Source organism: Gemmobacter aquarius, from assembly GCF_003060865.1.
Taxonomy (GTDB): Bacteria; Pseudomonadota; Alphaproteobacteria; order Rhodobacterales; family Rhodobacteraceae; genus Paragemmobacter; species Paragemmobacter aquarius.
This window is the reverse complement of record NZ_CP028918.1, coordinates 2,785,713-2,808,926: the sequence shown is the minus strand read 5'-3', so window position 1 is coordinate 2,808,926 and position 23,214 is coordinate 2,785,713. Positions and strand designations below refer to the sequence as shown.

At 64.7% G+C, this 23,214-nt stretch carries 24 protein-coding genes and 2 pseudogenes; 15 read left to right on the top strand and 11 right to left on the bottom strand.

From position 1 onward, the window contains the following. Positions 1 to 117: 117 nt before the first annotated feature. The 6 genes and pseudogenes from HYN69_RS13535 (at position 118) to HYN69_RS13515 (ending at position 4,997) form a co-directional block, all read left to right on the top strand. A complete protein-coding gene (locus tag HYN69_RS13535; protein WP_108437211.1) occupies positions 118 to 1,449 on the top strand; it encodes a tetratricopeptide repeat protein in 1,332 nt (443 codons plus the stop codon). 1 nt (position 1,450) lies between these two features. Continuing rightward, positions 1,451 to 2,623, top strand: coding sequence for an OpgC family protein (locus HYN69_RS13530; protein WP_230426420.1), 1,173 nt, complete (start codon positions 1,451 to 1,453; stop codon positions 2,621 to 2,623). A 108-nt stretch (positions 2,624 to 2,731) separates the two neighbouring features. Further along, positions 2,732 to 3,052: a hypothetical protein gene (locus HYN69_RS20655; protein ID WP_159082477.1), complete on the top strand. Its 321-nt coding sequence runs from the start codon at positions 2,732 to 2,734 to the stop codon at positions 3,050 to 3,052. Then, a complete protein-coding gene (locus tag HYN69_RS13525; RefSeq protein ID WP_108436200.1) occupies positions 2,985 to 3,371 on the top strand; it encodes a glycosyltransferase in 387 nt (128 codons plus the stop codon). Before HYN69_RS20655 ends, HYN69_RS13525 begins: the two co-directional genes overlap by 68 nt. A gap of 47 nt (positions 3,372 to 3,418) precedes the next feature. Continuing rightward, a pseudogene (locus HYN69_RS21945) lies at positions 3,419 to 3,571 on the top strand (hypothetical protein); the annotation flags it as partial. A gap of 595 nt (positions 3,572 to 4,166) precedes the next feature. Beyond that, on the top strand, positions 4,167 to 4,997 hold the full coding sequence (locus tag HYN69_RS13515; protein WP_108436198.1) for an alpha/beta hydrolase family esterase: 831 nt from the start codon (positions 4,167 to 4,169) through the stop codon (positions 4,995 to 4,997). A gap of 54 nt (positions 4,998 to 5,051) precedes the next feature. Here HYN69_RS13515 and HYN69_RS20650 read toward each other — a convergent pair whose 3' ends face one another. Beyond that, entirely contained in the window at positions 5,052 to 5,384 is a 333-nt protein-coding gene (locus HYN69_RS20650; RefSeq protein ID WP_159082476.1) for a hypothetical protein, read from the bottom strand. Here HYN69_RS20650 and HYN69_RS13510 point away from each other — a divergent pair. After that, complete coding sequence (locus HYN69_RS13510) at positions 5,374 to 6,099, top strand: DUF1868 domain-containing protein (RefSeq protein ID WP_108436197.1); 726 nt, start codon at positions 5,374 to 5,376, stop codon at positions 6,097 to 6,099. The genes HYN69_RS20650 and HYN69_RS13510 overlap by 11 nt on opposite strands. Positions 6,100 to 6,260: 161 nt before the next feature. Here HYN69_RS13510 and HYN69_RS13505 read toward each other — a convergent pair whose 3' ends face one another. The 8 genes from HYN69_RS13505 to HYN69_RS13475 form a co-directional block, all read right to left on the bottom strand. Next, positions 6,261 to 6,938 carry a glycosyltransferase family 2 protein gene (locus tag HYN69_RS13505; protein ID WP_108436196.1) on the bottom strand — a complete coding sequence of 226 codons (678 nt, stop codon included), beginning with the start codon at positions 6,936 to 6,938 and terminating at the stop codon, positions 6,261 to 6,263. Then, positions 6,929 to 7,492: a DedA family protein gene (locus HYN69_RS13500; RefSeq protein ID WP_159082475.1), complete on the bottom strand. Its 564-nt coding sequence runs from the start codon at positions 7,490 to 7,492 to the stop codon at positions 6,929 to 6,931. The genes HYN69_RS13505 and HYN69_RS13500 overlap by 10 nt, the downstream gene beginning before the upstream one ends. 5 nt (positions 7,493 to 7,497) lie before the next feature. Next, positions 7,498 to 8,598, bottom strand: a complete 1,101-nt coding sequence (locus HYN69_RS13495; RefSeq protein WP_230426419.1) for a glycosyltransferase — start codon at positions 8,596 to 8,598, stop codon at positions 7,498 to 7,500. A 4-nt stretch (positions 8,599 to 8,602) separates the two neighbouring features. Continuing rightward, complete coding sequence (locus HYN69_RS13490) at positions 8,603 to 9,415, bottom strand: UDP-2,3-diacylglucosamine diphosphatase (protein WP_108436193.1); 813 nt, start codon at positions 9,413 to 9,415, stop codon at positions 8,603 to 8,605. Between the two features lie 326 nt (positions 9,416 to 9,741). Beyond that, complete coding sequence (locus HYN69_RS21750; protein WP_268902872.1) at positions 9,742 to 9,864, bottom strand: hypothetical protein; 123 nt, start codon at positions 9,862 to 9,864, stop codon at positions 9,742 to 9,744. Between the two features lie 59 nt (positions 9,865 to 9,923). Then, on the bottom strand, positions 9,924 to 10,883 hold the full coding sequence (locus HYN69_RS13485; RefSeq protein ID WP_108436192.1) for an MBL fold metallo-hydrolase: 960 nt from the start codon (positions 10,881 to 10,883) through the stop codon (positions 9,924 to 9,926). A gap of 110 nt (positions 10,884 to 10,993) precedes the next feature. Next, positions 10,994 to 11,410 (bottom strand): nuclear transport factor 2 family protein, encoded by a 417-nt coding sequence (locus tag HYN69_RS13480; protein WP_108436191.1) that lies wholly within the window; start codon positions 11,408 to 11,410, stop codon positions 10,994 to 10,996. Positions 11,411 to 11,434: 24 nt separating this feature from the next. Then, positions 11,435 to 12,157, bottom strand: a complete 723-nt coding sequence (locus tag HYN69_RS13475; RefSeq protein WP_108436190.1) for an SDR family NAD(P)-dependent oxidoreductase — start codon at positions 12,155 to 12,157, stop codon at positions 11,435 to 11,437. 105 nt (positions 12,158 to 12,262) lie between these two features. On the opposite strand from HYN69_RS13475, the gene HYN69_RS13470 reads away from it, so the two are divergent. Further along, positions 12,263 to 13,168 carry a LysR family transcriptional regulator gene (locus HYN69_RS13470; protein WP_108436189.1) on the top strand — a complete coding sequence of 302 codons (906 nt, stop codon included), beginning with the start codon at positions 12,263 to 12,265 and terminating at the stop codon, positions 13,166 to 13,168. Positions 13,169 to 13,297: 129 nt separating this feature from the next. On the opposite strand, the gene HYN69_RS13465 is transcribed toward HYN69_RS13470, so the two are convergent. Then, positions 13,298 to 14,851, bottom strand: coding sequence for a D-aminopeptidase (locus HYN69_RS13465; RefSeq protein WP_108436188.1), 1,554 nt, complete (start codon positions 14,849 to 14,851; stop codon positions 13,298 to 13,300). Positions 14,852 to 14,866: 15 nt separating this feature from the next. Further along, the gene (locus HYN69_RS13460) at positions 14,867 to 16,480 is read right to left on the bottom strand and encodes an AMP-binding protein (RefSeq protein WP_108437210.1); all 1,614 of its coding nucleotides are present in this window, start codon (positions 16,478 to 16,480) and stop codon (positions 14,867 to 14,869) included. A 414-nt stretch (positions 16,481 to 16,894) separates the two neighbouring features. On the opposite strand from HYN69_RS13460, the gene HYN69_RS13455 reads away from it, so the two are divergent. The 7 genes and pseudogenes from HYN69_RS13455 (at position 16,895) to HYN69_RS13425 (ending at position 23,211) form a co-directional block, all read left to right on the top strand. Further along, a complete protein-coding gene (locus HYN69_RS13455; RefSeq protein ID WP_108436187.1) occupies positions 16,895 to 17,203 on the top strand; it encodes an STAS domain-containing protein in 309 nt (102 codons plus the stop codon). After that, a complete protein-coding gene (locus HYN69_RS13450; RefSeq protein WP_108436186.1) occupies positions 17,200 to 17,565 on the top strand; it encodes a response regulator in 366 nt (121 codons plus the stop codon). Before HYN69_RS13455 ends, HYN69_RS13450 begins: the two co-directional genes overlap by 4 nt. Then, positions 17,565 to 19,652, top strand: coding sequence for a chemotaxis protein CheA (locus HYN69_RS13445; RefSeq protein WP_108436185.1), 2,088 nt, complete (start codon positions 17,565 to 17,567; stop codon positions 19,650 to 19,652). The genes HYN69_RS13450 and HYN69_RS13445 overlap by 1 nt, the downstream gene beginning before the upstream one ends. Further along, entirely contained in the window at positions 19,649 to 20,131 is a 483-nt protein-coding gene (locus HYN69_RS13440) for a chemotaxis protein CheW (RefSeq protein WP_108436184.1), read from the top strand. Before HYN69_RS13445 ends, HYN69_RS13440 begins: the two co-directional genes overlap by 4 nt. Before the next feature lie 24 nt (positions 20,132 to 20,155). Beyond that, positions 20,156 to 21,832, top strand: a complete 1,677-nt coding sequence (locus HYN69_RS13435; protein WP_230426418.1) for a methyl-accepting chemotaxis protein — start codon at positions 20,156 to 20,158, stop codon at positions 21,830 to 21,832. Positions 21,833 to 21,843: 11 nt separating this feature from the next. Then, positions 21,844 to 22,352, top strand: a pseudogene (locus tag HYN69_RS21940) (chemotaxis protein CheW). Positions 22,353 to 22,365: 13 nt separating this feature from the next. After that, positions 22,366 to 23,211 (top strand): CheR family methyltransferase, encoded by an 846-nt coding sequence (locus HYN69_RS13425; protein ID WP_230426416.1) that lies wholly within the window; start codon positions 22,366 to 22,368, stop codon positions 23,209 to 23,211. Positions 23,212 to 23,214 lie beyond the last annotated feature (3 nt).

Below are 23,214 nucleotides of genomic sequence, written 5' to 3'. Positions count from 1 at the left end.
ACAATCGCAATCCCCGGTAACAACCGGCCGACCGCCACCGAACCGCATGTCAGAACGCCTGCAAGCACCCCTGGTTGCGCAGGCCCATGCCCGGATGCGAAAGGTGCTGCGATGCCGATGACCGAAGATTTGAGTGGACTGCCGACCTCACTTTCACCGGACCTCATCGGCGATTGGAACCGGGTTATCCTGGGGATCCTGTCGCATGCCGCCAGCACGGGGCCAAACCTGAACGCGCTGCTGGCTGCGGCGCCGGACTTTGCCTTGGGCCAGGCCATCCGCGGCCTTTCGTGCCTGCTTCTTGGCCGTGCCGAGATGATCCCTGTGGCGCGTCAGGCCTATGGCGCAGCCTTGCAAGGCGCCCCTGCCACGATGCGCGAGATCGCTTTCGTTCATGCTTTGGGCGACTGGCTGGGAGGACGTCCGACGCGGGCGGCAGCGCGGGTTCAGGCGATGCTGACCCTGCATCCGCACGACGCATTGGCGATGAAGATGATCCAGGCCATTCATTTCGTCATGGGGCGCCCCGGGGCGATGCGCGCTTCGGTCGAGGGGGTTCTTTCGGCGTGGGTGGACCACCCGGCGCGCGGCTATCTTTTGGGCTGTCATGCCTTTGCGCTAGAGGAGACGGGTGAATATGCCCGGGCCGAAGCCACCGGTCGCGCAGGTGTGGAGCTTGCTCGCGATGACGCCTGGGGCCTGCATGCCGTGGCGCATGTCTATGACATGACGGGCCGTGCGCGTGCGGGGCTCGACTGGCTTTCGGGGCGAGAGGTGTCGTGGTCGCATTGCAACAATTTTCGCTTTCACGTCTGGTGGCACCGCGCCTTGATGCATCTGGATCTTGGCGAGTATGACACGGCCCTGGCCCATTACGACGCCGACATCCGTGCCGAAAAGACTGATGACTATCGCGATATCTCGAACGCGGCCTCGCTTTTGTCGCGGCTGGAGCTTGAGGGTGTCGATGTCGGAGCGCGTTGGGAAGAACTGGCCGATCTGGCAGAAAACCGGGCCTCCGATGGTTGCCTCGCCTTTGCCGATCTGCATTACATGCTGGCGCTTTGCGGCGGCGCGCGGGAGAAGGCGGCGGCGGGTCTGATCGCGCGGATGCACAAGACCCAAGCCGCGGGCAACGAGTCGCTGCGCGTCATCGCCCATCCGGGCCTGCATATCGCCCGGGGTCTGCAGGCCTTTGCGGGGGGCGAATACTCCACCGCCTGGATGCATCTGCGCGCCGGTCGAGGAGATCTGCAACAGATCGGCGGCAGCCATGCGCAACGCGATATCTTTGACCGCATCACCATCGAGGCCGCGCTGCGGGGCGGGTACATGGACGCGGCCGATGGTCTCTTGCGCGACCGACTGACGCGGCGCGGAGGCGCGCTGGACGGGTATGCCGCAGCCCGCCTGTCGCTGATCGATGCCGCCCGCGCGCTGGCGGTCTGACATGGCCGCGAAGCAGCGCGATCCGCGTCTCGACTTCTTTCGGGGCGTCGGCATGTTCATCATCCTGATCGCCCATATCACCAACAACCCGTGGACCTTGTGGATTCCGGCGCGCTTCGGGTTTTCCGATGCGACAGAGATGTTCGTGTTTTGCTCGGGCATGGCCTCGGCCATTGCCTTTGGCGGGGTCTTTGCCCGGGCGGGTTGGGTCATGGGCAGCTTGCGGATCGCACATCGGATCTGGCAGGTCTATTGGGTGCATCTTGGGGTGTTCTTCCTGACGCTGGTCCTGATGCTGGCGCTGAACATGACCGGGTTCTTTGCGCGGGACGAAGTGAATGCACTGAACCTCGGGCCGTTCCTGAACACCACCGGGCCGAACTTGATCGGGCTTCTTACCCTTACCTATGTTCCGAATTACTTCGACATCCTGCCGATGTATCTGGTGATCCTTGCCCTGATCCCCCTGATGATCGCCTTGGCCGCTGTGGATGTGCGACTGGCGCTTTTGGCCAGTGTCGGCATTTGGGTCGCGGCCTCGGCGGGATTGAACCTGCCGGCCGAGTTATGGTTTGCCAAACCCTCGGACCGCGCATGGTTTTTCAACCCCTTCGCCTGGCAGGTCCTGTTCTTCACCGGCTTTGCGCTGATGGCGGGTTGGCTGCCTGCCCCGCCTGTGCGCCGTTGGCTGGTCTGGACGGCCGTAGCGGTGGTTTTCGTGTCGGTGCCGTTTGCCTGGGGCAAGATCATCGGTCAGGTCGAGGCCATTCGCACCCTGCGCCATGCAGGCGCCGTCCTGATCGACAAGTCGGACTTCGGCATCCTGCGCTTTGTCCATTTTCTTGCGTTGGCCTATCTGGCCTGGGTCGCCGTCGGGCCCGAGGGGCGCAATCTGCGCCAAACCGGGTTGGCAGGGCGGGCGATTGCTCTGATCTCGCGCGTGGGCCAGCAGTCGCTTGCGGTCTTTGCCGCGTCGATGGTCCTGGCGCGGGTGCTGGGCGCCGTGCTGAACCTTGCGGGCAATGGTCCCGTGGCCGCGCTGGCCGTAAATCTGGCGGGCTTTGGCCTGATCATCGGCGTGGCGCATCTTGCCGCCTTTTTCAAGGCGGAGCCTTGGAAAACCGCCCGCACCCGCGCCTTTGCTGTGCACAGCCCGACCGAGGTGCGCCCATGACCGCCCCGTCCCGCCGCACCGTCCTGTCGATGACGGGGCCTTGCAGGCCGAACTCTGGCGCGGCGCGGCGCGCGTGGCCGAGGTCCGGGTCAACCGTCGGGTGAAGACATGACCTATCTGCACAGAAAATCCGTGGTCATGGGCGACCCGCTGGTCATGCCCGACCAAGACCTGTCGGCGCCGTTCCATGACCGCGATGCTCCGGGCATCCGGACCGATCGCGCCACCCTGATGCTTCGGGCCATGGCGCTGTCGGTGCCGCTGGGCGTGACGCTGGGCTTGGGATGGCTTTCGCTGGGCAGGCCTGGCAGGCGCCCTGCGCCAGACACATCCGGCCCTGTCCATCCAGTATCGCCGCCGCATGAGGAATACGGATTTCAAGTCGGGCAATATCCGCGACTGGGTGCAAAGCCATGGTGCGGCGCATGACGCCATGCTGATTCTGGATGCCGACAGCATCATGGGGCCAAGGACCGTGATGAAGATGGCCGATGCCCTGGCCGCCGAGCCCGGTCTGGGCCTTTTGCAAACCGTGCCGCGGGTTCTGCCGGGACATACGTTGTGGCAAGCCCTGCAAAGCTTTGCCTCCGAGGTGTACGGCACCAACATGGGCCGGGGCTTTGCGATGTGGACGGGCGCGGAGGGCAACTTTCTTGGCCATAACGCAATGGTAAGGGTCGGGGCTTTTGCCCGTTGTGCCGGGCTGCCGCATCTGCCGGGCCGTGCCCCGCGCGGGGGGTCATATTGAGCCATGACTTCGTCGAGGCGGCCTTGTTGCGTCGCGCCGGATGGGGTGTGCGGATGATGGCCGGGGCCGAGGACAGTTTCGAGGACACGCCCGAGACCCTGTTGGGCTATCTGCGCCGTGACCGACGCTGGTGTCAGGGCAACATGCAGCATCTGCGGCTGATCGGGATGCCCGGCCTGCACCCCATGTCGCGGTTTCATCTGCTGCAAGGGGCCATGTCCTATCTTGCCTCGGTCTGGTGGCTGATGCTTCTGGTGCTTCGGGCCTTGCCGGGTTGGGGCGGGAGCAGTGTCGATGTCTTTGCCGCCAACCCCTATCTGCCCGGTTTTCCGATGCTGCCGCCCGTGACGCAAGGCGCACTCGCGGCCTTGGTCGGTCTGGCCCTGATGGCCCCCAAGGTTCTGGGGATCATCGGTCATGTCCGAGACCATGGGCTTTCCCTGTCCGACGCCCCCCGCTTCGGGCTGGTGGTGCTGTCCGAGATCACGGTCTCGGCGCTGCTCGCCCCCATGCAGATGGTGCATCAGGTGCGCGCGGTGCTGCGCACCTTTGCCGGCTTCGACGGGGGATGGACGGCGCATGCGACCGGCAGCCTGACGGTGTTTCAACTGATGCGTTTCCATGCGACCGAGACGCTTCTTGGCGCCGTTCTTCTGGGGCTTTGGGCCGCGGGGCTGGTCACAGCCTTTGGCTCTTGCCGGTGGCAATCAGCCTGTGCCTTTCGGTCGGGCTGGCCGCCCTTCTCCAGATGCCAGTGGCCGTATTTCACCGCTGCAAGGAACAAAGGATCGCCGCATGAACACCATTGGGTTTGGATTGGCTATTGGCTTGGCACTTGCCCTTGTGGCCTCGGCGGCGAAAGCCGATTGCAATGGGGCGGCCGTGGCCTGCGAGGTGCCGGGCGGCACCTATCACATCGTCTTGCCGGAAGGCGCCAAGGGCCCGGTCCCCGCGATCATCCTGCTGCATGGCTATGGCGGCGAGGGTCTGGGCACGATCCGCAACAAGGCGATGGTAAGCCTGATGTCGGGGCGTGGCTATGCCGTGATCGCGCCGGACGGGCAACGCCGCAGTTCCGGTGCGGGGCGGACATGGGATTTTCACCCCGACCGCCCTGCGACCCGCGACGAGATCGGCTTCCTGATTTCGGTTGCCGATGACGCGGCGGCCAAATACGGGCTGGACCGGAGTGCCATGCTGCTGGCGGGGTTTTCCATCGGCGGGTCTATGACAAGCTATCTTGCCTGTGCAAGACCTGACGCCTTTGCAGCCTATGCCCCGGTTGCGGGCAGTTTCTGGCGGCCCCATCCGGCAGGCTGTGCCGGCCCCGTCCGGCTGTTGCACACCCATGGAACGGCAGACACCACTGTTCCCCTGCTGGGGCGTGAAGTGGCGAAGGGTTTCGAGCAAGGCAATGTGTTCGAGGCGATCGAGATCTGGCGGATCACGGATCGCTGTACGTCGGTCGACCCTGATGTGACGCAAACCCGGACCATCTACACCATACGGCGCTGGTCAGACTGTGCGCCCGGGGCGGAGCTTGACTTCGCCTTGCATGACGGCGGCCATTCCATTCCCAAGGGCTGGGCAAAGATGGCGATGGATTGGTTCGAGACGCCGCCCTGAGCTTTGCCCGTTTTCGCGCGGCCATGCGTGTCGGGCGTTTGGCGCGGGGTCAAATCACCCTGAACCCGCGTCATCATCCTGCGGCGCTTTTGGCGGCATCGCGCAGAGCAGAGGATCATCGCAAGGCTTTTCCGGGGTATCGGGATTTGTCGCATCGTCGAGGTGCAGTTCGGCGCAAGGCTCGGCATCGTTACGTTGGCACGAACGCGTGATATCGATGGCTTCTGGCTGAACCTGCGCCTTTGGCTGAAATGACAGTCCCGTCGCGCCGGTATCACCGTGCGAAGGGTTGACTGAAATTATACCGTTGCGGTTGCCTGCTAGGCATGGGGCGGGTGCCGCATGCGGTGGCATCATCCAGTCGGAGCAGAAAACCATGACAGCCAAGTCAACCGCCACTGCCACAAGCAGGGACCCGATCGCTTACGCAACCGGCCGACTTTCGCGGCATGTGTTGCCAAACGGGATTTCACTTCCTGCGGCAGGCGGGAAATTTGCAACCGACGGGTCGGTTCAGGTCTGGCCCGGCAACACCTTTGTCTGTCACGTGCAAAGCGGTGCTTCGCTGGACGCCTTGCGTGCCCTGCAAGAGGAGGTAAAGCTAAGCCGCTTTGCGCGGCTGTTCACCTTTTTGCCGCCATCATCGTTTCACATGACGGTATTTCAGGGCCGCTCTCCCGGCAGCGCCGCGGATTACGATCTGGCGCAGCGCGACCGGCACAGCGAAACACTGCTGGACGCGACACGCGGGCTGGCTTTTGCGGCGGATCGCACGGTCAGGATGGTTGATCTTTTCTGCGCGCATAGCCTGACCGTCCGCGGGCTGGACGGCGAAACGGAAACGGCGCTGCGTCAGGCGCGGCGCGATCTGAGGGAGCGGACGGGAATCCAGAGCGATGACTTCGAGACCTATACGTTCCATATCACGCTTGGCTATCTGCTGGACTGGGTGACCGAAACGACGGCGCGGGCGCTGGCAGAGTTCAGCCACGATCTGCAGTCCAGACATGCGCTTGGACTGGCAAAGATTGACCTTGGGCCCGTCGCGTTCTGCAATTTCGATACGATGCACCATTTCCATCCGCTTCGGCAGATGGTGTGACGGCCAAAACGGTGGGACGAGCATAGCGGTGAGACGGCCAAAACGGTGAGACGGCCAAATCGGTGAGACGGGCATAGCGGTGAGACGGGCGGTCAGTTGCCCGGCGGTTTCTGTGCGTGGGTCTGCCGAATGCGGGCGGATGTTTCGATCCTAGAGCCTGTCTATGCGCTTGCGCGGCGAAGGTTGTAGATCTGGCGCAGCGCCTCGGCCATGCCTACGGTGCGGAAGATGTCGACAAGCATGGCGGCATCGCCCTTTATCCCGCCAAGAAGGCCGCGTTTTGCAGCTTTTGACGGGCTTTCCACACCCTCAAGGCGCACCACGGCGATCCGGCCCCCGCGCGCGAGCCACAGGCGGTTCATATGGACCTCTAGCCCGAAGCCGCGCAAATTTTCGACCCGCGACAGATTTTCAGCCAGCAAAGCGCGTGGCATCGCGCGTTCGCCGGAAATGTAATCCAGACCGATCAACCGCCACAAAAGCGGTGCGTTTGACCGCAGGCTGACCGATGCCACTGCCTTGCGCGACACAAGGGGTTCCAGAAGGGCGGTCACATGCATCGGGGTCAAGCCAATCAGGTCTGCATCCAGCAGCAAGACCAGATCCCCCCGCGCCGCCCGCAGGCCCTGTGCGACGGCGGCGGATTTTCCACCATTGCGGTCCTGCCGGATGACCGTAACGCCAAAGGCCGCAGCGACACGGGCGGTTGCATCGGTGGATGCGTCATCGACCACGATCACTTCGGCAAGCAGGGGATGCGCCGCCACGCAGGCCAGAACGGCGGGCAGCCTGTCAGCCTCGTTCCATGCGGGGATGATGCAACTGACTGTCAGCTCCATACCGGTACCTTTCGCTTGACGTAGAATTTCCAAACGGCGCCGCAGGCGATGGCAAGGCAGATCAAGGCGGCCAGCACCGCGCCCTGGTTGCCGAGCCGGTGCAGCACCAGAATGGACCCCGTGCCCAAGGCCCATCCGCCCAGCACGATCAGCGTGACTTTTGGCAGCGTTCCGGCAAGGTTCCAGCCCAGAAATCTCAGGACCTCCATCCGGGCATATCCGGCGGCCAGCAGTGTCGGCAGGCCCGCGACATGGGTCAGTTTGGCGACGACCAGTATCCTGCCGCCCGACCGGTCAAAAAGGCGCGTCAGTTCCGGCTTTGGCGTCAAGATGCGGAAACGATGCGGGATCAGGTGCGACAGGAACCGGCCTGCCGCGTATAGCAGCAGGTCCCCTGCCAGATCGGCGGCAAGGGCGACGATCCAGATCGTGCCGAGATGGAATTTCAGGGTATCCGCCAGTGCCGCGGTCGTGGCGACGATGACCGGCCCTTCCAGCATGGCCAAAAGAAACAGCATCAGATGCCCGTGGGTAGCGAGGCCGATTTCCGGCATCTGGCCTATTCCCCCAGGGCGGGTTGGCGGGGCGGTGCCAGCGCCGTGCCGCGCCATTCGAAGCCGCGTTTCGTAAAGGTGACGACCCAAAGGACCGGCAGCATCAGGTCGCGCAGCACCATGGCGGGCAGCGACAGGCGCCCGACGGGCCAGCGGGCAAACCGGCAGAGCGCAAGCTCTGCGCCATAGACGGCGACGGCGACGATCAGTCCTGTGGCCGGTCCGGCGCCGACACTGGCCAATGCGACCGGCAAGGCCGCGCCGTTCAGCGGTTCCAGAAGGAAGAGGGCGGGAAAGCCGTCACGGCGCACCTTGGACCAACGCAACTGACGTGCCCAGACGGCCCGGAGGCCACGGTGGCCGATCGGCTGCGCGAAGGGCGCGCCGGTCAGGCTGACGCGAAGGCCACTTTCGCGGACCAGTTTCGTCGCAGCGACATCTTCGGCCAGCGTGCGCCCCAAAGCGGCAATGCCGCCCGCACGATCAAGCACGTGGCGTTGCCACATCATCGTCTTTCCCTGCGCGAAGCCTTGACCGAGTTCAGCCGCGCAAAGCTGTAACCGCGCCTGATTTCCGTTCAGAAAGGCGGCCTCTAGCGTTCCCCAGAGGCCATCGGCTTCGGTGCCGATCGGGGGTGAGGATACAAGGCCGGTGTCCGCCGCTTCGGCCGCGACCAGACGTTCGAAATAGTCGCGGGGGAGCAACAGGTTGGCATCTGCCATCACGATCCTGTCGCCTTTCGCGGCATGCCAGCCCTTGGCCAGGTTGTTCAACTTGGGATTGCGGGTGATGCGATCCTCTCCGATCAAAAGCTGCGCGGGGATCCGGGGATTTTCCGCGATCAGACGGCGGATGACGGCCACGGCGGCATCATCTGCGCGGGCCGCACAAAAGATCACGTCGTATTCCGGCCAGTCGATGGCGAAAGAGGACCCAAGGGTTCGTTCGTCATGGGCGTCAAGCCCGCATACGGGCCGCAGCAGCGTGACAGAGGGACGGTGCTTCGCGGCAGGCTGCCGGCGTCCAAGGCGGAGAGACGCGATGGCGCAGGTCGCGATGTGCAGGACAACCAGCACTGCCGAAATCATAAGAAATGCTGTTTCCATGGGATCACTCGGCCACGACAGGCACCGGCGCGGACTGCGTGGCTTCGGCGGGGGACAGGGACAGGAGTCGAAGCGACCCGTCGGCGGCTTCGGCGATAGCGCTGAAGCTGTCGACCCAGTCGCCACAGTTTGCGTAGATCAGGCCGAAATCGGCATGCAGGGCTGCGATGTGGAAATGGCCGCAGATCACCCCGTCATGACCGCCAGAGCGGGCAAGGGCAACCAGCCGTCTTTCGTGCTGCCGTCCGCGGTACAGCAGATCGTTCACCGCCGACAGCGCGAGTTCGACCGGACCCCTGCCATCGGGACCGAAGCTGAACCGCAACCGGCGCAGTCCGCCATCCAGCAGTCGCAGCAGGCTATCCAGCCGCGACCCGATCCGGGTGAGCAGGTGAAAGCGCAGGAACCGCGCATCGCAAATGTCGCCATGCAAGACCAGATAGCGCCGCCCGTCGGCTGCGGCATGCGTCACCGCGGCCTGCGGCACAGCCGGCAGATCCGTGCGCGGATCGCGGTGCAGCCCCGATGCCACCGGTTTGTCGTGATTGCCTGTGAGGAAAAACAGTTCTGTCCCCGCCCCGGCGCGGGCGCGCAACAGGGTCAGGATGCGGTCATGTTCCGCGCCCCATCGGATGACCAGCGGATCCCACAGATCGAAGATATCGCCAACCAGATAGATCGTGTCAGCGGAGTTCTGTTCCAGAAAAGACAGCGCAAGATCGGCGCGGCACCCCAGCGTGCCAAGGTGGAGGTCTGAAAGGAACAAGGCTCTGTGGTGACGGACACGGCTGAAGGTGTGGCCTGCGCTCTCGTCCATCGCAACCTCTTGCTTCGGTTCACGGACTGACCAATGACGGTGGCCGGTGACAGTGGCATGAAGCGGGCATGTCGGATTTGCAAAATGTGGCTCCGGACTTCGGGGGCATGGCCCTGCCCGGAGCCAGCGGTTCGGATCGGCAATGTCGATACCACGGCGGGCAGCCGCGCGGGCATCGCGGACGGCGCAGGAGATGTCTGCATGGCTGCGGCCAGCAGTACCGGAGGTCTTGTGCAAAGGTGCAGGGGCCGCTCGGACGGCAGTATCGAGGGTTGATTGCGGCGGAGCAGGAATAGCCCGGCCAGACGCGACTGGCCGGGCTTTTGTCACATCATCGCGCGGGCGATGCGTTCCGCCGGCATCATGGTCGGAAAGCCTGTCGCGACCGATGGCACATCGCCCGCCGAGCCACCGCCGACGATGATGATGTCATAAGTTGCTTCGCTCATTTCGATCTCTGTTGGCAAGAAGGCCCCGCCAAGCTTTGGCGGGGCCTTGTGATTGACCGTCAGATATTTGCTGGCACGTAGACGAAGGCGCCGTCCTTGGCCTCGGCCCGGCCCAGACCGGGATAGGTCCAGTGGTAGCCCAGCATCTGCTTCTTGCCCGTGGCTGCCTGATCGAGCAGCGCGCGGCGGCTTTTGCCGGCCAGCGTGCCGTCATAGTCGAAGCCAAAGGCCCAGTCGGGGTTCTTGAAGAATACCGACTCGAGCGCGATGGAATCGCCGGCGAGGATCAGCCCGTCACCGCCTGCAAGTTCGAAGGCCACATGGCCCGGTGTATGGCCGGGGGTTTCGATCACGCCGATACCCGGCAGAACCTCGGCTCCGGCTTTGAACGTGACCAGACGGTCGCCCAGCACTTTCAAAGCGGCCTGAATGCCCAAGGTCATGTCCTTCATCTGGGCAGGGACTTGGGAAGCAAGGTCGGCAGGCGACCAGAAGTTGAACTCGTTTTCCGCGAGATGGAACGAGGCATTGGCAAAGGTCGGTTTGCCATCGGCCCCGATAGCCCCGAGGATGTGGTCGGGGTGGGCATGGGTGAAGATCACCTTGGTGATGTCGGCGGGATCGACGCCTGCGGTCTTGAGGCTTTCGAACAGTTGGCCCGCCGTCGGACCGAAGGCACCGGCTGCGCCGGTGTCGAACAGGATCAGGTCGCTGCCGCTGCGGGCCAGCACGACGTTGATTTCCGATGTGAACATGTCGCCGGGCTGGATGGCCGCCCCCATAAGGGTCTTCAAATCCCCGGTCGTGGCCTGCGCGCTTACGATCGAAAGCGGCAGCACGAGTTGGCCATCGCTCAGCACCGTCAGGTCGAAGGCTCCGTGGGTGAAGCGGTGCGGGCCAGCCAGCGCAAGGGCCGATTTCGGCAGGGCACCTGATGCGATCAGCGCCGCCGCCACGCCCAGAAAGCGCCGCCGGTTCAGGACAAGATGGCCGTCATTCATGTTTTTGGCGTCGAACATGTGTTCCTCCTGTGGGTGCCGGACAAAGCCGTTGTGGTCGCGGAAAGCGAAAGGCGGCCGCGTTCGGGATGGGTGCAGGGCCAGATAGCCCTGCACAACTTTGGTCGGGTTTAGAACGAGCCGCCGCCCATCGCGGTCAGGAACGCCATCGGGTTCCAGTATTCGCGGTACAGGACCAGCTCGCCATCGCGGTAGGTGGCGAAGGTGGCATAGCTCATTTCATAAGGGTTGCCGTTGGTCAGGACCTTGCCCGAGACGCTCCATTCCGCCACGGCGACATTCGGGTCATCGGTGGCGAAGATGTGCATGGTCGGCATTGCCGTGATGTCGATCACGTCGGGATAGCCCTTGAGATAGTCGTAAAGCGCGTCGCGCCCTTCGATCCGGTTGGGCAGGCCAGCGGGGGCAAAGGGGAATTCCGCCACCACATCGGGGGCGCAAAGATCGGCCCAGCCGCGCATGTCCTTGGCCTTGAAGCGGTCAAAGCTTCTTTCCAACAACTCAACGGCACTAAGTTTCGTCATCATCGTCTCCAGTCAGGGTTAAAATGGTCAGCCGACGCGGTATTGCCCACCATCCACGACAAGCGCCTGGCCTGTCATGAAAGCGGCGTCGTCGGATGTAAGGAACAGCACCGGACCCACGACATCGGCGGGGTCGGCAAAACGCTGGATGGCTTGGCCCTGCCAGGTGGCGCGGCGCTGCGCGTCATCCATTGCGGCGGTGGCGGGGGTATCGGTCAGGCCGGGCAGCACGGCATTGCAGGTGATGCCATCGGCTGCCACATCATTGGCCAGACCGCGCATGAAGCCGATGATGCCCATCTTCGAGGCGATATAATGGCTCATGCCCGGAATCGCCAAGCCGACGGAATTGGACGAGATGCCGACGAAACGGCCCCATTTCTGCTGACGCATCCCGGGAAGGAACTGTTTGGCCGAGAGGAAATGCGCGTCCATGTTGACGGCCATGGTCCGCCGCCATGTGTCGAAGTCCAGAGTGTCGATCGGTGCGTTGGGATAATAGGCCGCGTTGTTCACGACGATATCCACCGTGCCCGGGGCGGCGGTGGCAATCGTCTTCCAGCCGGCAGGTTCGCTGACGTCGGCCGCGACGCCCACTGCGCCCGACCCTATTGCGAGCAGGGTTGCCGCAGGCATTTGAAGGTCGGCACAGACCACAGTCGCCCCACGCCGCGCAAGTTCGATCGCGATTTGTGCGCCGATCCCGCGACCTGCACCCGTTACCACGGCAATCCGACCTGCATGGGTCATTTCTGGCTCCTCTTGCTCTTGCTGCGTAGGTGCCATGCCAAAAGAAAACGGAGAAGCCTGTGTTAGATTGTGCTATCCATCGGGCAAACCGATAGAGGACAGGCCATGCTTGACGGTGTATCTCTCGATCAACTGCGGATCTTCGTCGCTGCGGCCGACGAGGGCAGCTTTTCCGCAGCCGCGCGCAGCCTGAACCGAACGCAATCGGCGGTCAGCGAATCCATCGCCAATCTGGAAGCACAGTTGCGGGTCACGATCTTTGACCGAACGAACCGCTACCCCAAGCTGACGCCGACGGGGGTGGTGCTGCTGCACGATGCACGCGCCGTCGTGGCCGGAGTCGATGCTATGAAGGCCCGCGCCAAGGGAATTTCCGACGGGCTCGAGGCTGAACTCGTCGCTGTCTTCGATGTGTTCTTTCCGCTAGATGCGCTGTCCGACGCCGCGCATGCGTTCTATGCCGAGTTTCCGAGGACCCCGCTTCGCATCTCGGTCGAGGCTTTGGGCGGAGTCATCGAGCCGGTGCTGGATGGCAGGGCGGGGCTTGCGCTTGTGGCGTCGTTTCCGACCCCGCCACAGGGTTTGATCGTGGAAGACATCACACGGATCGATCTGATCACGGTTGCAGCGCCCGATCATCCGCTTGCAGCCTATCCGGGGCCGATCCCGCGCACAGAGCTTGCGCGCTATGTGCAGCTGGTCTTGACCGACCGGTCAGCGCTGTCGTCTGGCAACGATTATAACGTGGTCTCTCCGTCGACCTGGCGGTTGGCCGATCTCTTTGCCAAGCAGGCTTTCATTTTGCGCGGCCTTGGTTGGGGCAGCATGCCGTCGCATGCGGTCGAGGCCGACATCAAGGCGGGGCGTCTGGTGACGCTCGACCTGCAAGAGGTGCCGCAGGCCAGAGTCACGTTGCCCATGTTGGCGGTTTACAAGGCCACCACCCCGCCCGGTCCGGCGGGGCGCTGGTTGATCGACTACCTCAAGAGCTGCACAAGATCTGAAAAGTGAGTGTCGAGGCGGCGCTTTGGTGAATCGAGAAGCCGCTTGTTGCCCGCTGCGCGAAGCTGCGGCGGGCTAAGGTGTCGCGTGCCGTGCGGTCAAGGCAAGGGCACGGGCAAGGTGTCCGGTGCGTCGCTGTCAGGCCCGCGAGTAGACGATGCCACGGGCGAGCCAGCATCCCAAGGTGAGGTGGGTGGGTGTGCCCCTGGCATCACGCGCAAGGATCAGTGTCCAGTCGCCGGGGGCGGGGGCGTCCATCGCGCGGCGGGTGGCTATGGTCCAGACATCGGGGCCTGCGGGGGCCATACGCTCGATCCGGCCGGTGCCGAGCATGCCGGTGAAGCGGGCGTAGGCGGCACCGTCGCGGGCCATGATTTCCAGCGTCGCATCCAGTTCGGGCGCGTGCCATCTGCCGGTGAGCGGGGCGGGGTCGGCGCGGTCGAGGATGGGAAGCGGGGCGAGGGGGGTGGTCAGGTTATCGGCTGTGCGCTGCATCGTCAGAGCGTCGCCCTGACGGGTGACGGTCACGGTGGGCGATGCGAGGGCGTCGCCCGTGGCACGCAGCGTATCGGGGGCGGTGGCATAGGCGAGGCTGGCCGTGGTGCGGCCTGCGACGAGCGTGGCGCGCAGGCCCTGCGGGCAGAGGTATTGGCCGTCCATCGCGGTCGTGACCGGTGCGGGGGCGGGGGTGCGGTGGCCAAGGGCGGCTTCGGCCAAGGCGTCGGCTGCGGCTTGGGCGCTGGCTTCGTGGTTGAACAGCACGACGACCGACAGGCGTTCGTCGCGGCAGGTGATGCGGTGGGCGCGAAAGCCGCGCAGCGCGCCGCCATGGCCGGTGAAGGCGCGGCCCGCGATGCTGCGGTGGGCAAGGCCAAAGCCGTAGGAGGCAGGCGCGCCATCGGCAAAGCGGGGGCGGCGGGTGGCGCGGTTATACAGGCTGTCGGGGTCGTCGCGGGTGGTGTCGATCCATGCCTCATAGGCGAGCATGTCGTCGAGCGAGGCGGAGATGCCTGCATCGCCGACCCAGTAGATCGCGTTTTCGGCGGGGAAATGGCCGGTCGCGTCGGTGCCTTCGTAGCCGGTGACGCCATCGGCGGGGCGGCTGGTGTCGGCGGTGAGGGTGGCGGTTTTCATGGCCGCAGGGGCGAAGACGAGGCGGTCGTAAAGGGCGGCCATGGCTTCGCCGGTTTCGGCCTCGACGATCTCGGACAGGATGCGGAAGTTGCAGTTGCAGTAGGAGTATTGCGTGCCGGGGGGGAAGTGGCCGGTCTTCATGCGGGCGACGAGGGGCAGGGCGTCTTCGCGGCGGAAGGGCTGTTCGGCACGGGCACCTTGCAGGACGGTCAGCGCCCAGTAGTCGCGCAGGCCGGATTGGTTGTGGGCAAGCTGGCGGATGGTGGGCAAGAGGCCGGTAAAGGCGGGCAGGTAGCGGGCCACGCGGTCGTTCAGGCGGTCGGGGTCGGGGAAGAGGGACAGCAGGGCCTGACAGGTGAATTGTTTGGTGATGGAGCAGAGCGGCAGGCGGGTGGCGGCGGTCATGGGGGTGCCCGCGTCGAGGTCGGTGTAGCCCCATGCGCGGGCGGCGATGGTCTGGCCGTTCCGGACCACGCCCGCCACGCCGCCCGGACCGGGGAAGCGTTTGGGCAGGCTGTCGAGGGTGGCGGTCAGGGCTGCGAGGTCGAGGTCTGTCATTCTGGGTCCGGCCGCTTAGTGTTTCAGGCGGAAGCGCTGGATCTTGCCGGTCTGGGTTTTGGGCAAGCTGTCGGTAAAGACCACGCGGCGGGGGTATTTGTAAGGGGCGATGGTGGCTTTGACGTGGTCTTGCAACAGCTTGACCATGAGCGGGTCGCCGGTCTGGCCCGGTGCAAGGACGACATGGGCTTCGACGATCTGGCCACGGTCTTCGTCTGTCGCGCCGATCACGGCGCATTCCAGCACGGCGGGGTGTGACAGAAGGGCGGCTTCGACCTCGGGGCCGGCGATGTTGTAGCCTGCGGATATGATCATGTCATCCGAGCGGGCGGCAAAGTGGAAGCGGCCATCTTCGTCCATCCAGAAGCTGTCGCCGGTCAGGTTCCAGCCGTCTTGCACGTATTTGCTTTGGCGGTCGTCGGCCATGTAGCGGCAGCCGGTGGGGCCGCGCACGGCGAGGCGGCCGACTTCGCCTATCGGCAGGGTTTGCATGGTGTCGTCGACGATGCGGGCCTCATACCCGGTGACGGGGCGGCCGGTGCAGGCGGGGTGGTGGTCTGAGAAGCGGTTGGTGACGAAGATATGCAGCATCTCGGTCGCTCCGATGCCGTCGAGCATGGGTTTGCCGGTGCGTTCCATCCATTCGGTATAGACCGGGGCGGGCAGGGTTTCGCCTGCGGATACGGCGGCGCGGAGCGACGTGAGGTCGGCGCCTTCGGCCATGGCTTTGAGCATGACGCGGTAGGCGGTGGGGGCGGTGAAGCAGACGGTGGCGCGGTGGGTTTCGATCATTTCGATCATGTTTTGCGGGCTGGCCTGTTCCAGAAGCGCCGCCGCCGCGCCAAAGCGCAGCGGGAAGATGGCAAGGCCGCCCAAGCCGAAGGTGAAGGCGAGGGGTGGCGAGCCGATGAAGATGTCGTCGGGGGTGACGCCCAGCACCTCGCGCGCGTAGCCATCGGCGATGATGAGGAGGTCGCGGTGGAAGTGCATCGTGGCTTTGGGCTCGCCGGTGGTGCCCGAGGTGAAGCCGAGGAGGGCGACATCGTCGCGCCCCGTGCGGATGGCGTCGAATTTGACGGGTTTGCGAAGGGCGGCGCGGTCGAGTTCGGCATCGTGGTTGGCGGTGCCGTCGAAGCCTATGACCGTTTTCAGGAAGCGGCTGGATTTCTCGCAGGCGACGAGGTCTTCCATCAGGCGGGTGTCGCACAGCGCGTGGGTGATTTCGGCCTTGTCGACGATCTTTGACAACTCGCCCGCGCGGAGCATTGGCATGGTGTTGACGACGACCGCGCCCGCTTTGGTGGCGGCGAGCCATGCCGCGACCATGGCGGGATTGTTGGCCGAACGGATCAGCACGCGGTTGCCCGGTTTCACGCCGAAGTCGGCGACAAGCGCATGGGCGATGCGGTTCGTCCAGTCGGCCAGTTCCTTGTACGTGCGCGAGCGGCCGTTGCCGATCAGGGCGGTGTGGTCGCCAAAGCCGCGTTCGACCATGCGGTCGGTGAGTTCGACGCCCGCGTTGAGCCATTCGGGGTAGTCGAAGCCTGCGGTGACGAGATCGGGCCAAAGGTCCGGCGGGGGCAGGTTGTCACGGGTGAAAGTGTCGGAATGGCCGGTGGGGCCAAGGATGGGGCCAAGGATGGGGCCAAGAATGGGGACAGGCATGGCAACCTCGCTGGTAGGGGGCCAGCCTATTGCGGTGCCTTGGGCTGTCAACGGGAATTTCAAGGTTAAAACAATTTGCGGCGGTTGTGGCCCGTGACGCGGGTTTCGCGGCGGAAACGGCGCGTTTCCCGTGGGGTGACGCCTGAAGCGGGGGTGTTCGCCGCTGTCCGGCCCCCGTCTGGCCCCCGTCTGGCCCCCGTCTGGCCCCGAATTTTTTGCCCGTTTCGGGCGCGGGTTTCTGGGGGGAGCGGCTAACAGCGCGGAAAACCCGTCCGTTTGAGGAGATGTCACAGGCGCGTGGCGTCTGTTGGACCGGTATGTGCCGGTTGTTTGACCGGCATGTGCCGGTTGTTTGACTGGTAAAAGGGGGCAGATTTTATGGTTGGACAGATGCAGGGGGCCTTGCGGCAGGCCGATGCCCGCGCTTTGGCGGCTGATTTGACCGCCGCCCTGGCGACCGGCGACGCGATGCTGGATGTGTCGCAGGTCAGTCAGGCCGATGCGGGCATCCTTCAGGTGCTGATCGCGGCGAGCACTTTGGCGGACCGGACCGGACGGCGGCTGCATGTCCACATGCCCGAAGGTTGCGCGGTCTGGAATATAGCGCAGACCCTGGCCCTGCCGGCGGTGGGATTGCCCATGCCGGATGTGGCCGCAGACGAATTGACAGCGGGACTATCGCAATGAGCAAGACCATTCTGACCGTGGATGACAGCCCGTCTATCCGCCGCATGATCGCCATGACGCTGCAAGAGGCGGGTTACAGCGTCATCGAGGCGGTGGACGGCAAGGACGGGCTGGAAAAGGCCACGTCGCAGGCGATCGATGCGATCATCACCGACCAGAACATGCCCAACCTTGACGGGCTGGGGATGATCCGCGCGCTGCGCCAGCATCCGATGGGACGCGGCGTGCCGATCGTGGTGCTTTCGACGGACGGGCAAGAAGACCTGAAAGCGCAGGCCCGCGAGGCGGGGGCGCTGGGCTGGATGATGAAGCCCTTTACGCAAGACAAGTTGCTGGCGGTTGTGAAGAAGGTGCTCGGGTAATGGTCGATGACGAAATGACGGCGGTGTTCCGCGAAGAGTTGCGCGATCTGCTCGACAGTCTGGAGCGCGGGCTTTTGGACCTTCAGGCGGCGCCAGAGGATATGGCGCTGGTCAATCAGGTGTTCCGCGACCTGCATACGGTCAAGGGCAGCGGGGCGATGTTCGGGTTCACCGACCTTGCCGCCTTCATCCACAGTTTCGAGACCGAGTTCGACAAGGTCCGCGCGGGCGAGGTGCCGGTGACGCCCGGCCTGATCCGGCTGGCGCTGGCCGCGCGTGACGAGATTCCGGGGCTGGTGGATGGCAAGGCCGATCCCGAGGGGCGGCGCGTGGCGATCCTTGCGGGGCTTGTGGCGCTGGGGGACGGTCCGGTTCCGGTTCCGGACGCGGAACCCGAAGCGGCTGATGCCGCGGGGGCGGATGCAGCCGAAGCGGGGCCGCTGGCGCTGGAGTTCCGGCTGCTGGGCGAGGCGCTTGGTCTGGGCGCGCGGCCCGAGATATTGCTGACGGAATTGCGCGATCTGGGGGCTTCGGGGATCGTGGCCGATCTGGCCGATGTTCCGCCGCTCGATACGCTGGACCCTGATACCTGCCATATCGTGTGGCGGTTGGAACTCCCGGCAACCGTGACCGAGGCCGAGGTCGAGGATGTGTTTGTCTTCGTCGATGCCGAATGGAAGCTGACGCGGCTTGAGGTCTCGGACGGGTCGGGTTTCGACTTCGAGCTCGGGGCCGAGGCGGAGGGTGCGCCGCCGGTATCTGTGGCGCCGGTTGAACCGGCCGAAGCGGAGCCCGTACGGCAAGGTGGCGCGGGCTTGGGCGGCGCGGGTTCGGCCAATACGCCAGCCAAAGCGGGGAACGCAGAATCCGACGCTGTGCCGGTGGCGCAAGCGGCGGCGACGATCCGGGTTTCGGCCGAGCGGCTGGATGCGCTGATGGATGCGGTGGGCGAGTTGGTGATCGTCGAGGCGCGGCTGACGGAACTGGCGCGCCAAAGCCGCGATCCGGCGCTGATGACCACCGCCGAGCAGATCACGCGGTTGGCGGCAGGTCTGCGCGACGCGACGATGACGATGCGGATGGTGCCGATGCGGTCGCTGGTCGGGCGGTTCCGCCGTCTGGTGATGGGGCTGTCGGATACGCTGGCAAAGCCCGTCAGCTTTAGCGTGCTGGGCGAGGATACCGAGCTTGACAAGACGGTGATCGAAAAACTGGCCGACCCGCTGGTTCACGTGCTTCGCAATGCGATCGACCACGGGATGGAGACCGCCGCGCAGCGGGCCGAAAGCGGCAAGCCTGCGGTCGGGGTCATCGAGCTTTCGGCGCAGCATGCAGGGGCCGAGGTGCTGATCCGCGTACGCGACGACGGGCGCGGGATGGACCCGGCGCGGATACGGGCCAAGGCGGTGTCGCAGGGGCTGATCGCGCATGATGCCGTGCTGACCGAGGGGCAGATATTCGCGTTGATCTTCGAGCCGGGGTTTTCGACCGCGACCGAAGTGACCGAGCTTTCGGGCCGTGGCGTGGGCATGGATGTGGTGCGGCGCACCATCGAAAGCCTGCGCGGCAATATCGAGATCGACTCGAAGCTGGGCCAGGGGACAAGCGTGACGCTGCGCCTGCCGCTGACGCTGGCGATCATCGAAGGCCTGCAGATCGAGGTGGCGGGCGAGAAATACACCCTGCCCATGGCATCGGTGCACGAGATCGTGGCGCTGCCGCGGGACCGGGTGACGCCGAAGCGGACGGGCGATTTTCTGGATATCCGCGGCCATTTCGTGCCGTTCCTGCGGTTGCGGTCGTTGTTTGACTGTGCCGGAACGCCTTCGGCCGAGCAGAACGTGGTGATCGTCAGTTCGGGGGAAACGCGGGTCGGCATCGTCGTCGACCGGATCGTGGGGACGAACCAGACCGTCATCAAGCAAATGTCGAAGCTGCATTCCGGGGTGCGGGCGGTTTCGGGGGCGACGATCCTTGGCGACGGGTCGGTGGCGCTGATCCTCGACGTCGGACATCTGATCGCGCTGGGCCGTCTGTCGGGGCCGGTGGTCGCAGCGGGCACGGGCTTTGCAGAGGTGGCAGCATGAAACTGGAGAGCTTGAAGCAAGAGGCGCAGATCACGCTGGTGACGATGGCGCTGGGAAGCCAGACGCTGGCCATACCGGCCAGCGCGCTGCGCGAAATCCTCGACCCGCTGCCTGTCACGCGGGTGCCGGGGGCGGCGCCTTTCGTGCGGCATGTTGTGAACGTGCGCGGATCGGTGGTGCCTTTGGCGAACCTGAAGATCGCTTTGGGGATCACCGAGGATAGCGTGGACGAGCGGAGCCGGATTCTGGTTCTGGAACTGCCGCTCGACGGGGAACCCGCGCTTGTCGCGATCAAGGCCGACGCGGTCTACGAGGTCGCCACGATCGAAACGGCGGGCATCGAACGCCTGCCCGAAACCGCCAGCATCTGGCCGCCGGACTTTCTGATCGGGCTTTACAAGGGCCCGACCGGATTTGTGCTTCTTCCCGACCTTCCCGCAATTTTTTCTGCCCAGACCGCCCAAGTGGCAACGGCCTGATCCAACCAAAGGGTACCGAGTATCATGAAACTGACAATCAAGACCAAACTCATCGCGACCTTCCTGACGATCTTCGTCTTGTGGGCCGTTTCTGTCGGGCTGGCGATCACCGATCTTCGCCATGGCGGAGACCGCTACGCGCGGACGGTGAATGTGGAAGTGGCGGAGCTGATGGCGATCGAAGACGTCATTTCGACCAAGTTGCAGGTGCGGACTGCGGTGGCCGACATGCTGATTCCCATGACCAACATGCCTGCGGACTATATCAACAGCCAGAAAGCGAAGGTGGTGGAACTGGCCGCCAACGTGGACAAGCGCGTGGCCGAGTTGCAGGCCAGCACCACCGGCAAGCTGCGCGATGCGGTCGACGATTTCGAAGGGCTGCACAAGCAGGCTTATGCGCTGAACGTCAAGACGATGCAGCTTGCCATGTCGGGCCAGATGCAGGCGGCCGATGATCTTTATCAGGGCGAGCTGAAAGAGATGGGAACGCGCATCCGCGATGCGCTTACCGCGATGCGCGAGGCGATCCGTACGGATCTGCGGGCGCAGGCCGAGGAGACCTCTGGCGAGCAAGCTGCCTCGTCGCGCAATCTGCTGATCCTGTTGGGGATCGGGCTTGCTGCGTCGGTCGTGGCGGCGTGGTACACGATCTCGGGCCTGATGCGTGGGCTGGGGCAATCGGTCGATCTGGCAAAGGCCGTGGCCGAGGGTGATTTGCGCAAGACGGCAGCGGTGCAAGGCCGTGACGAGATTGCCGACCTGCTGAACGCGCAAAATGCGATGATCCTGCGACTGCGCGAAGTGGTGGGCAACGTGTCGATGGCGGTGCGGAACGTGGCTTCGGGATCGGCGCAGATGGCGGCCACATCGGAAGAGCTGAGCCAGGGCGCGACCGAGCAGGCGGCATCGACCGAAGAGGCGAGCGCTGCGGTCGAGGAGATGTCGGCCAACATCAAGCAAAGCGCCGACAACGCGTCGATCACCGAGCGGATCGCCGTGAAATCGGCCGAGGATGCGCGCACCAGCGGCAAGGTCGTGGCCGATGCGGTGCAGGCGATGCAGACCATTGCCGACCGGATCATGATCGTGCAGGAAATCGCGCGGCAGACCGACCTTCTGGCGCTGAACGCGGCGGTGGAAGCGGCGCGGGCGGGCGAGCATGGCCGTGGCTTTGCGGTGGTTGCGGCCGAGGTCAGGAAGCTGGCCGAACGCAGCCAGACGGCGGCGGCGGAAATCTCGTCGCTGTCGGCGAGCACGGTGCGGACGGCGGCGAGCGCAGGCGAGATGCTGCTGGGTCTGGTGCCCGACATCGAGAAGACGAGCGCGCTGGTGACCGAAATCTCGTCTGCGTCGCGCGAGTTGGCGACCGGATCGGCGCAGATCAGCATGTCGATCCAGCAGCTCGACAAGGTGACGCAGCAAAACACCAGCGCGTCCGAAGAGATGTCGTCTTCGGCGACCGAACTGGCGAGCCAGTCCGATGCGCTGGCCTCGGCCATCGAGTTCTTCAAGCTCGATGACAGCCCTGCGGGCGTGATCATCGGCAACGGGCGGATGCGGCCTGCCGCCTCGGCCGCGCCGCGCAAGCCGGCCAAAGCGGCGCGGCCTGTGTCGCGCAACGACGGCGGCTTCGACTTTGACCTGAACGAAGGCGCCGACGACATCGATGCCAACTTCAAACGCCGCGACGCGGCCTGAGCGGGGGTGCGGTGGTGAACGATACTGTTGTGAAGGGCGGGTCCGAGACGGAACTGCAGACCGGAGATGTCGTGACGTTCATTGCCGACCATGCGCTTTACGCGGTGCAGGTCAGCCGGGTGCAGGAAATACTCGACCTGCGCCCGGTGGCGGTGATGCCGAACGCGCCCGCGCATCTGCTGGGGATCATCGATCTGCGGGGGCCAATATCCCCGTGGTCGACCTGCGGCAGCTTCTGGGGCGGGTGTCGGGCGAGGATACGGCGCAAACGCGCATCCTTGTGGTGTCGGTCGCGCATCTGGGGGGGCAGGTCACGATCGGGGTGAAGACCGACCGTGTGATCGAGGTGACGCAACTGGACGAGGGGCGGGTCAGCCCCTTGGCCGAGGCCGACCTGCTGCGCTGGTCGGGCAGTGCGATCGCAGGGATCGGGCGTCTGAAGGGCGAAGTGGTCAGCTTGCTTGACCTTGACCGGCTGTTCGAGCGGGTGGACCTGCCCGCGCTTGCGGACGCGGCGTGAAGTGGAACGGGTGATGAATGTAATGAGTGCAAGCGGATCAAGTTACAGCGACCGTTTCCGGGTCCTGATCCGGTCGTTGACGGGCATCAGCCTGCCGCAAAGCAAGGTGGTGATGATCGAGCAGCGGCTGAGGCGGCGGGTCATGGCCTTTGATCTGCCCGATACCGAGGCCTATCTGGAACAACTGCTCGACGGGCAGGGGATGGAAGAGGAGTTGCGGATCGTGATCGACCTGATCACGACCAACACCACCAGCTTCTTTCGCGAGTCCGAGCATTTCGATTTTCTGGCGCGCGAGGCCCTGCCGCAAAGGCTGGCTGCGGCCAAGGGGACGAGGCGGCCTCGCTTCAAGCTGTGGAGTGCGGCCGCGTCCGAGGGGGCCGAGGCCTTTACCTCGGCTATGGTGCTTGCCGAGGCGCAGCGGCGCGGGCTTCAGTTCGACTTTGCGGTTCTGGGTACCGACATTTCGCAGCGGATGCTGGAGCGGGGGGCGGAAGCGGTCTATGCCGCCGACCAGCTTTCGACCGTGCCGCCGGATCTGGTGAAACGCTACTTCATGTCGTCGCGCCATCCGAGCGTGGCGGGCAAGGTGCGTGTCGTGCCCGAATTGCGCCGGCATGTGCGGTTCCGCCATCTGAACCTGATGGACGAAACCTATCCGGTGGACCGCGATGTCGACCTGATCTTCCTGAGAAACATCCTGATCTATTTCGATCAGGGCGATCAGGAGCGCGTGGTTCAGCGTCTGGCATCGCATGTCGCTACGGGCGGGTATCTGGTCGTGGGTCATGCCGAAAGCATGGTCGTGCGGTTGGCCGGCCTGAAACAGATACGTCCAACAATCTTCCAGAAAGTTTGAGTG

Bases quoted from the DNA above. Each gene is read 5' to 3' on its own strand.
- HYN69_RS13450 (WP_108436186.1), top strand. From the start codon at position 17,200: ATGAGCAAGACCATTCTGACCGTGGATGACAGCCCGTCTATCCGCCGC.
- HYN69_RS13440 (WP_108436184.1), top strand. From the start codon at position 19,649: ATGAAACTGGAGAGCTTGAAGCAAGAGGCGCAGATCACGCTGGTGACG.
- HYN69_RS13495 (WP_230426419.1), bottom strand. From the start codon at position 8,598: ATGGAAACAGCATTTCTTATGATTTCGGCAGTGCTGGTTGTCCTGCAC.
- HYN69_RS20655 (WP_159082477.1), top strand. From the start codon at position 2,732: ATGACCTATCTGCACAGAAAATCCGTGGTCATGGGCGACCCGCTGGTC.
- HYN69_RS13515 (WP_108436198.1), top strand. From the start codon at position 4,167: ATGAACACCATTGGGTTTGGATTGGCTATTGGCTTGGCACTTGCCCTT.
- HYN69_RS13425 (WP_230426416.1), top strand. From the start codon at position 22,366: ATGAATGTAATGAGTGCAAGCGGATCAAGTTACAGCGACCGTTTCCGG.
- HYN69_RS13465 (WP_108436188.1), bottom strand. From the start codon at position 14,851: ATGACAGACCTCGACCTCGCAGCCCTGACCGCCACCCTCGACAGCCTG.
- HYN69_RS13535 (WP_108437211.1), top strand. From the start codon at position 118: ATGACCGAAGATTTGAGTGGACTGCCGACCTCACTTTCACCGGACCTC.
- HYN69_RS21750 (WP_268902872.1), bottom strand. From the start codon at position 9,864: ATGAGCGAAGCAACTTATGACATCATCATCGTCGGCGGTGGCTCGGCG.
- HYN69_RS13445 (WP_108436185.1), top strand. From the start codon at position 17,565: ATGGTCGATGACGAAATGACGGCGGTGTTCCGCGAAGAGTTGCGCGAT.
- HYN69_RS13530 (WP_230426420.1), top strand. From the start codon at position 1,451: ATGGCCGCGAAGCAGCGCGATCCGCGTCTCGACTTCTTTCGGGGCGTC.
- HYN69_RS13455 (WP_108436187.1), top strand. From the start codon at position 16,895: ATGGTTGGACAGATGCAGGGGGCCTTGCGGCAGGCCGATGCCCGCGCT.
- HYN69_RS13505 (WP_108436196.1), bottom strand. From the start codon at position 6,938: ATGGAGCTGACAGTCAGTTGCATCATCCCCGCATGGAACGAGGCTGAC.
- HYN69_RS13525 (WP_108436200.1), top strand. From the start codon at position 2,985: ATGAGGAATACGGATTTCAAGTCGGGCAATATCCGCGACTGGGTGCAA.
- HYN69_RS13485 (WP_108436192.1), bottom strand. From the start codon at position 10,883: ATGTTCGACGCCAAAAACATGAATGACGGCCATCTTGTCCTGAACCGG.
- HYN69_RS13470 (WP_108436189.1), top strand. From the start codon at position 12,263: ATGCTTGACGGTGTATCTCTCGATCAACTGCGGATCTTCGTCGCTGCG.
- HYN69_RS13490 (WP_108436193.1), bottom strand. From the start codon at position 9,415: ATGGACGAGAGCGCAGGCCACACCTTCAGCCGTGTCCGTCACCACAGA.
- HYN69_RS13500 (WP_159082475.1), bottom strand. From the start codon at position 7,492: ATGCCGGAAATCGGCCTCGCTACCCACGGGCATCTGATGCTGTTTCTT.
- HYN69_RS13475 (WP_108436190.1), bottom strand. From the start codon at position 12,157: ATGACCCATGCAGGTCGGATTGCCGTGGTAACGGGTGCAGGTCGCGGG.
- HYN69_RS13480 (WP_108436191.1), bottom strand. From the start codon at position 11,410: ATGATGACGAAACTTAGTGCCGTTGAGTTGTTGGAAAGAAGCTTTGAC.
- HYN69_RS13510 (WP_108436197.1), top strand. From the start codon at position 5,374: ATGACAGCCAAGTCAACCGCCACTGCCACAAGCAGGGACCCGATCGCT.
- HYN69_RS13435 (WP_230426418.1), top strand. From the start codon at position 20,156: ATGAAACTGACAATCAAGACCAAACTCATCGCGACCTTCCTGACGATC.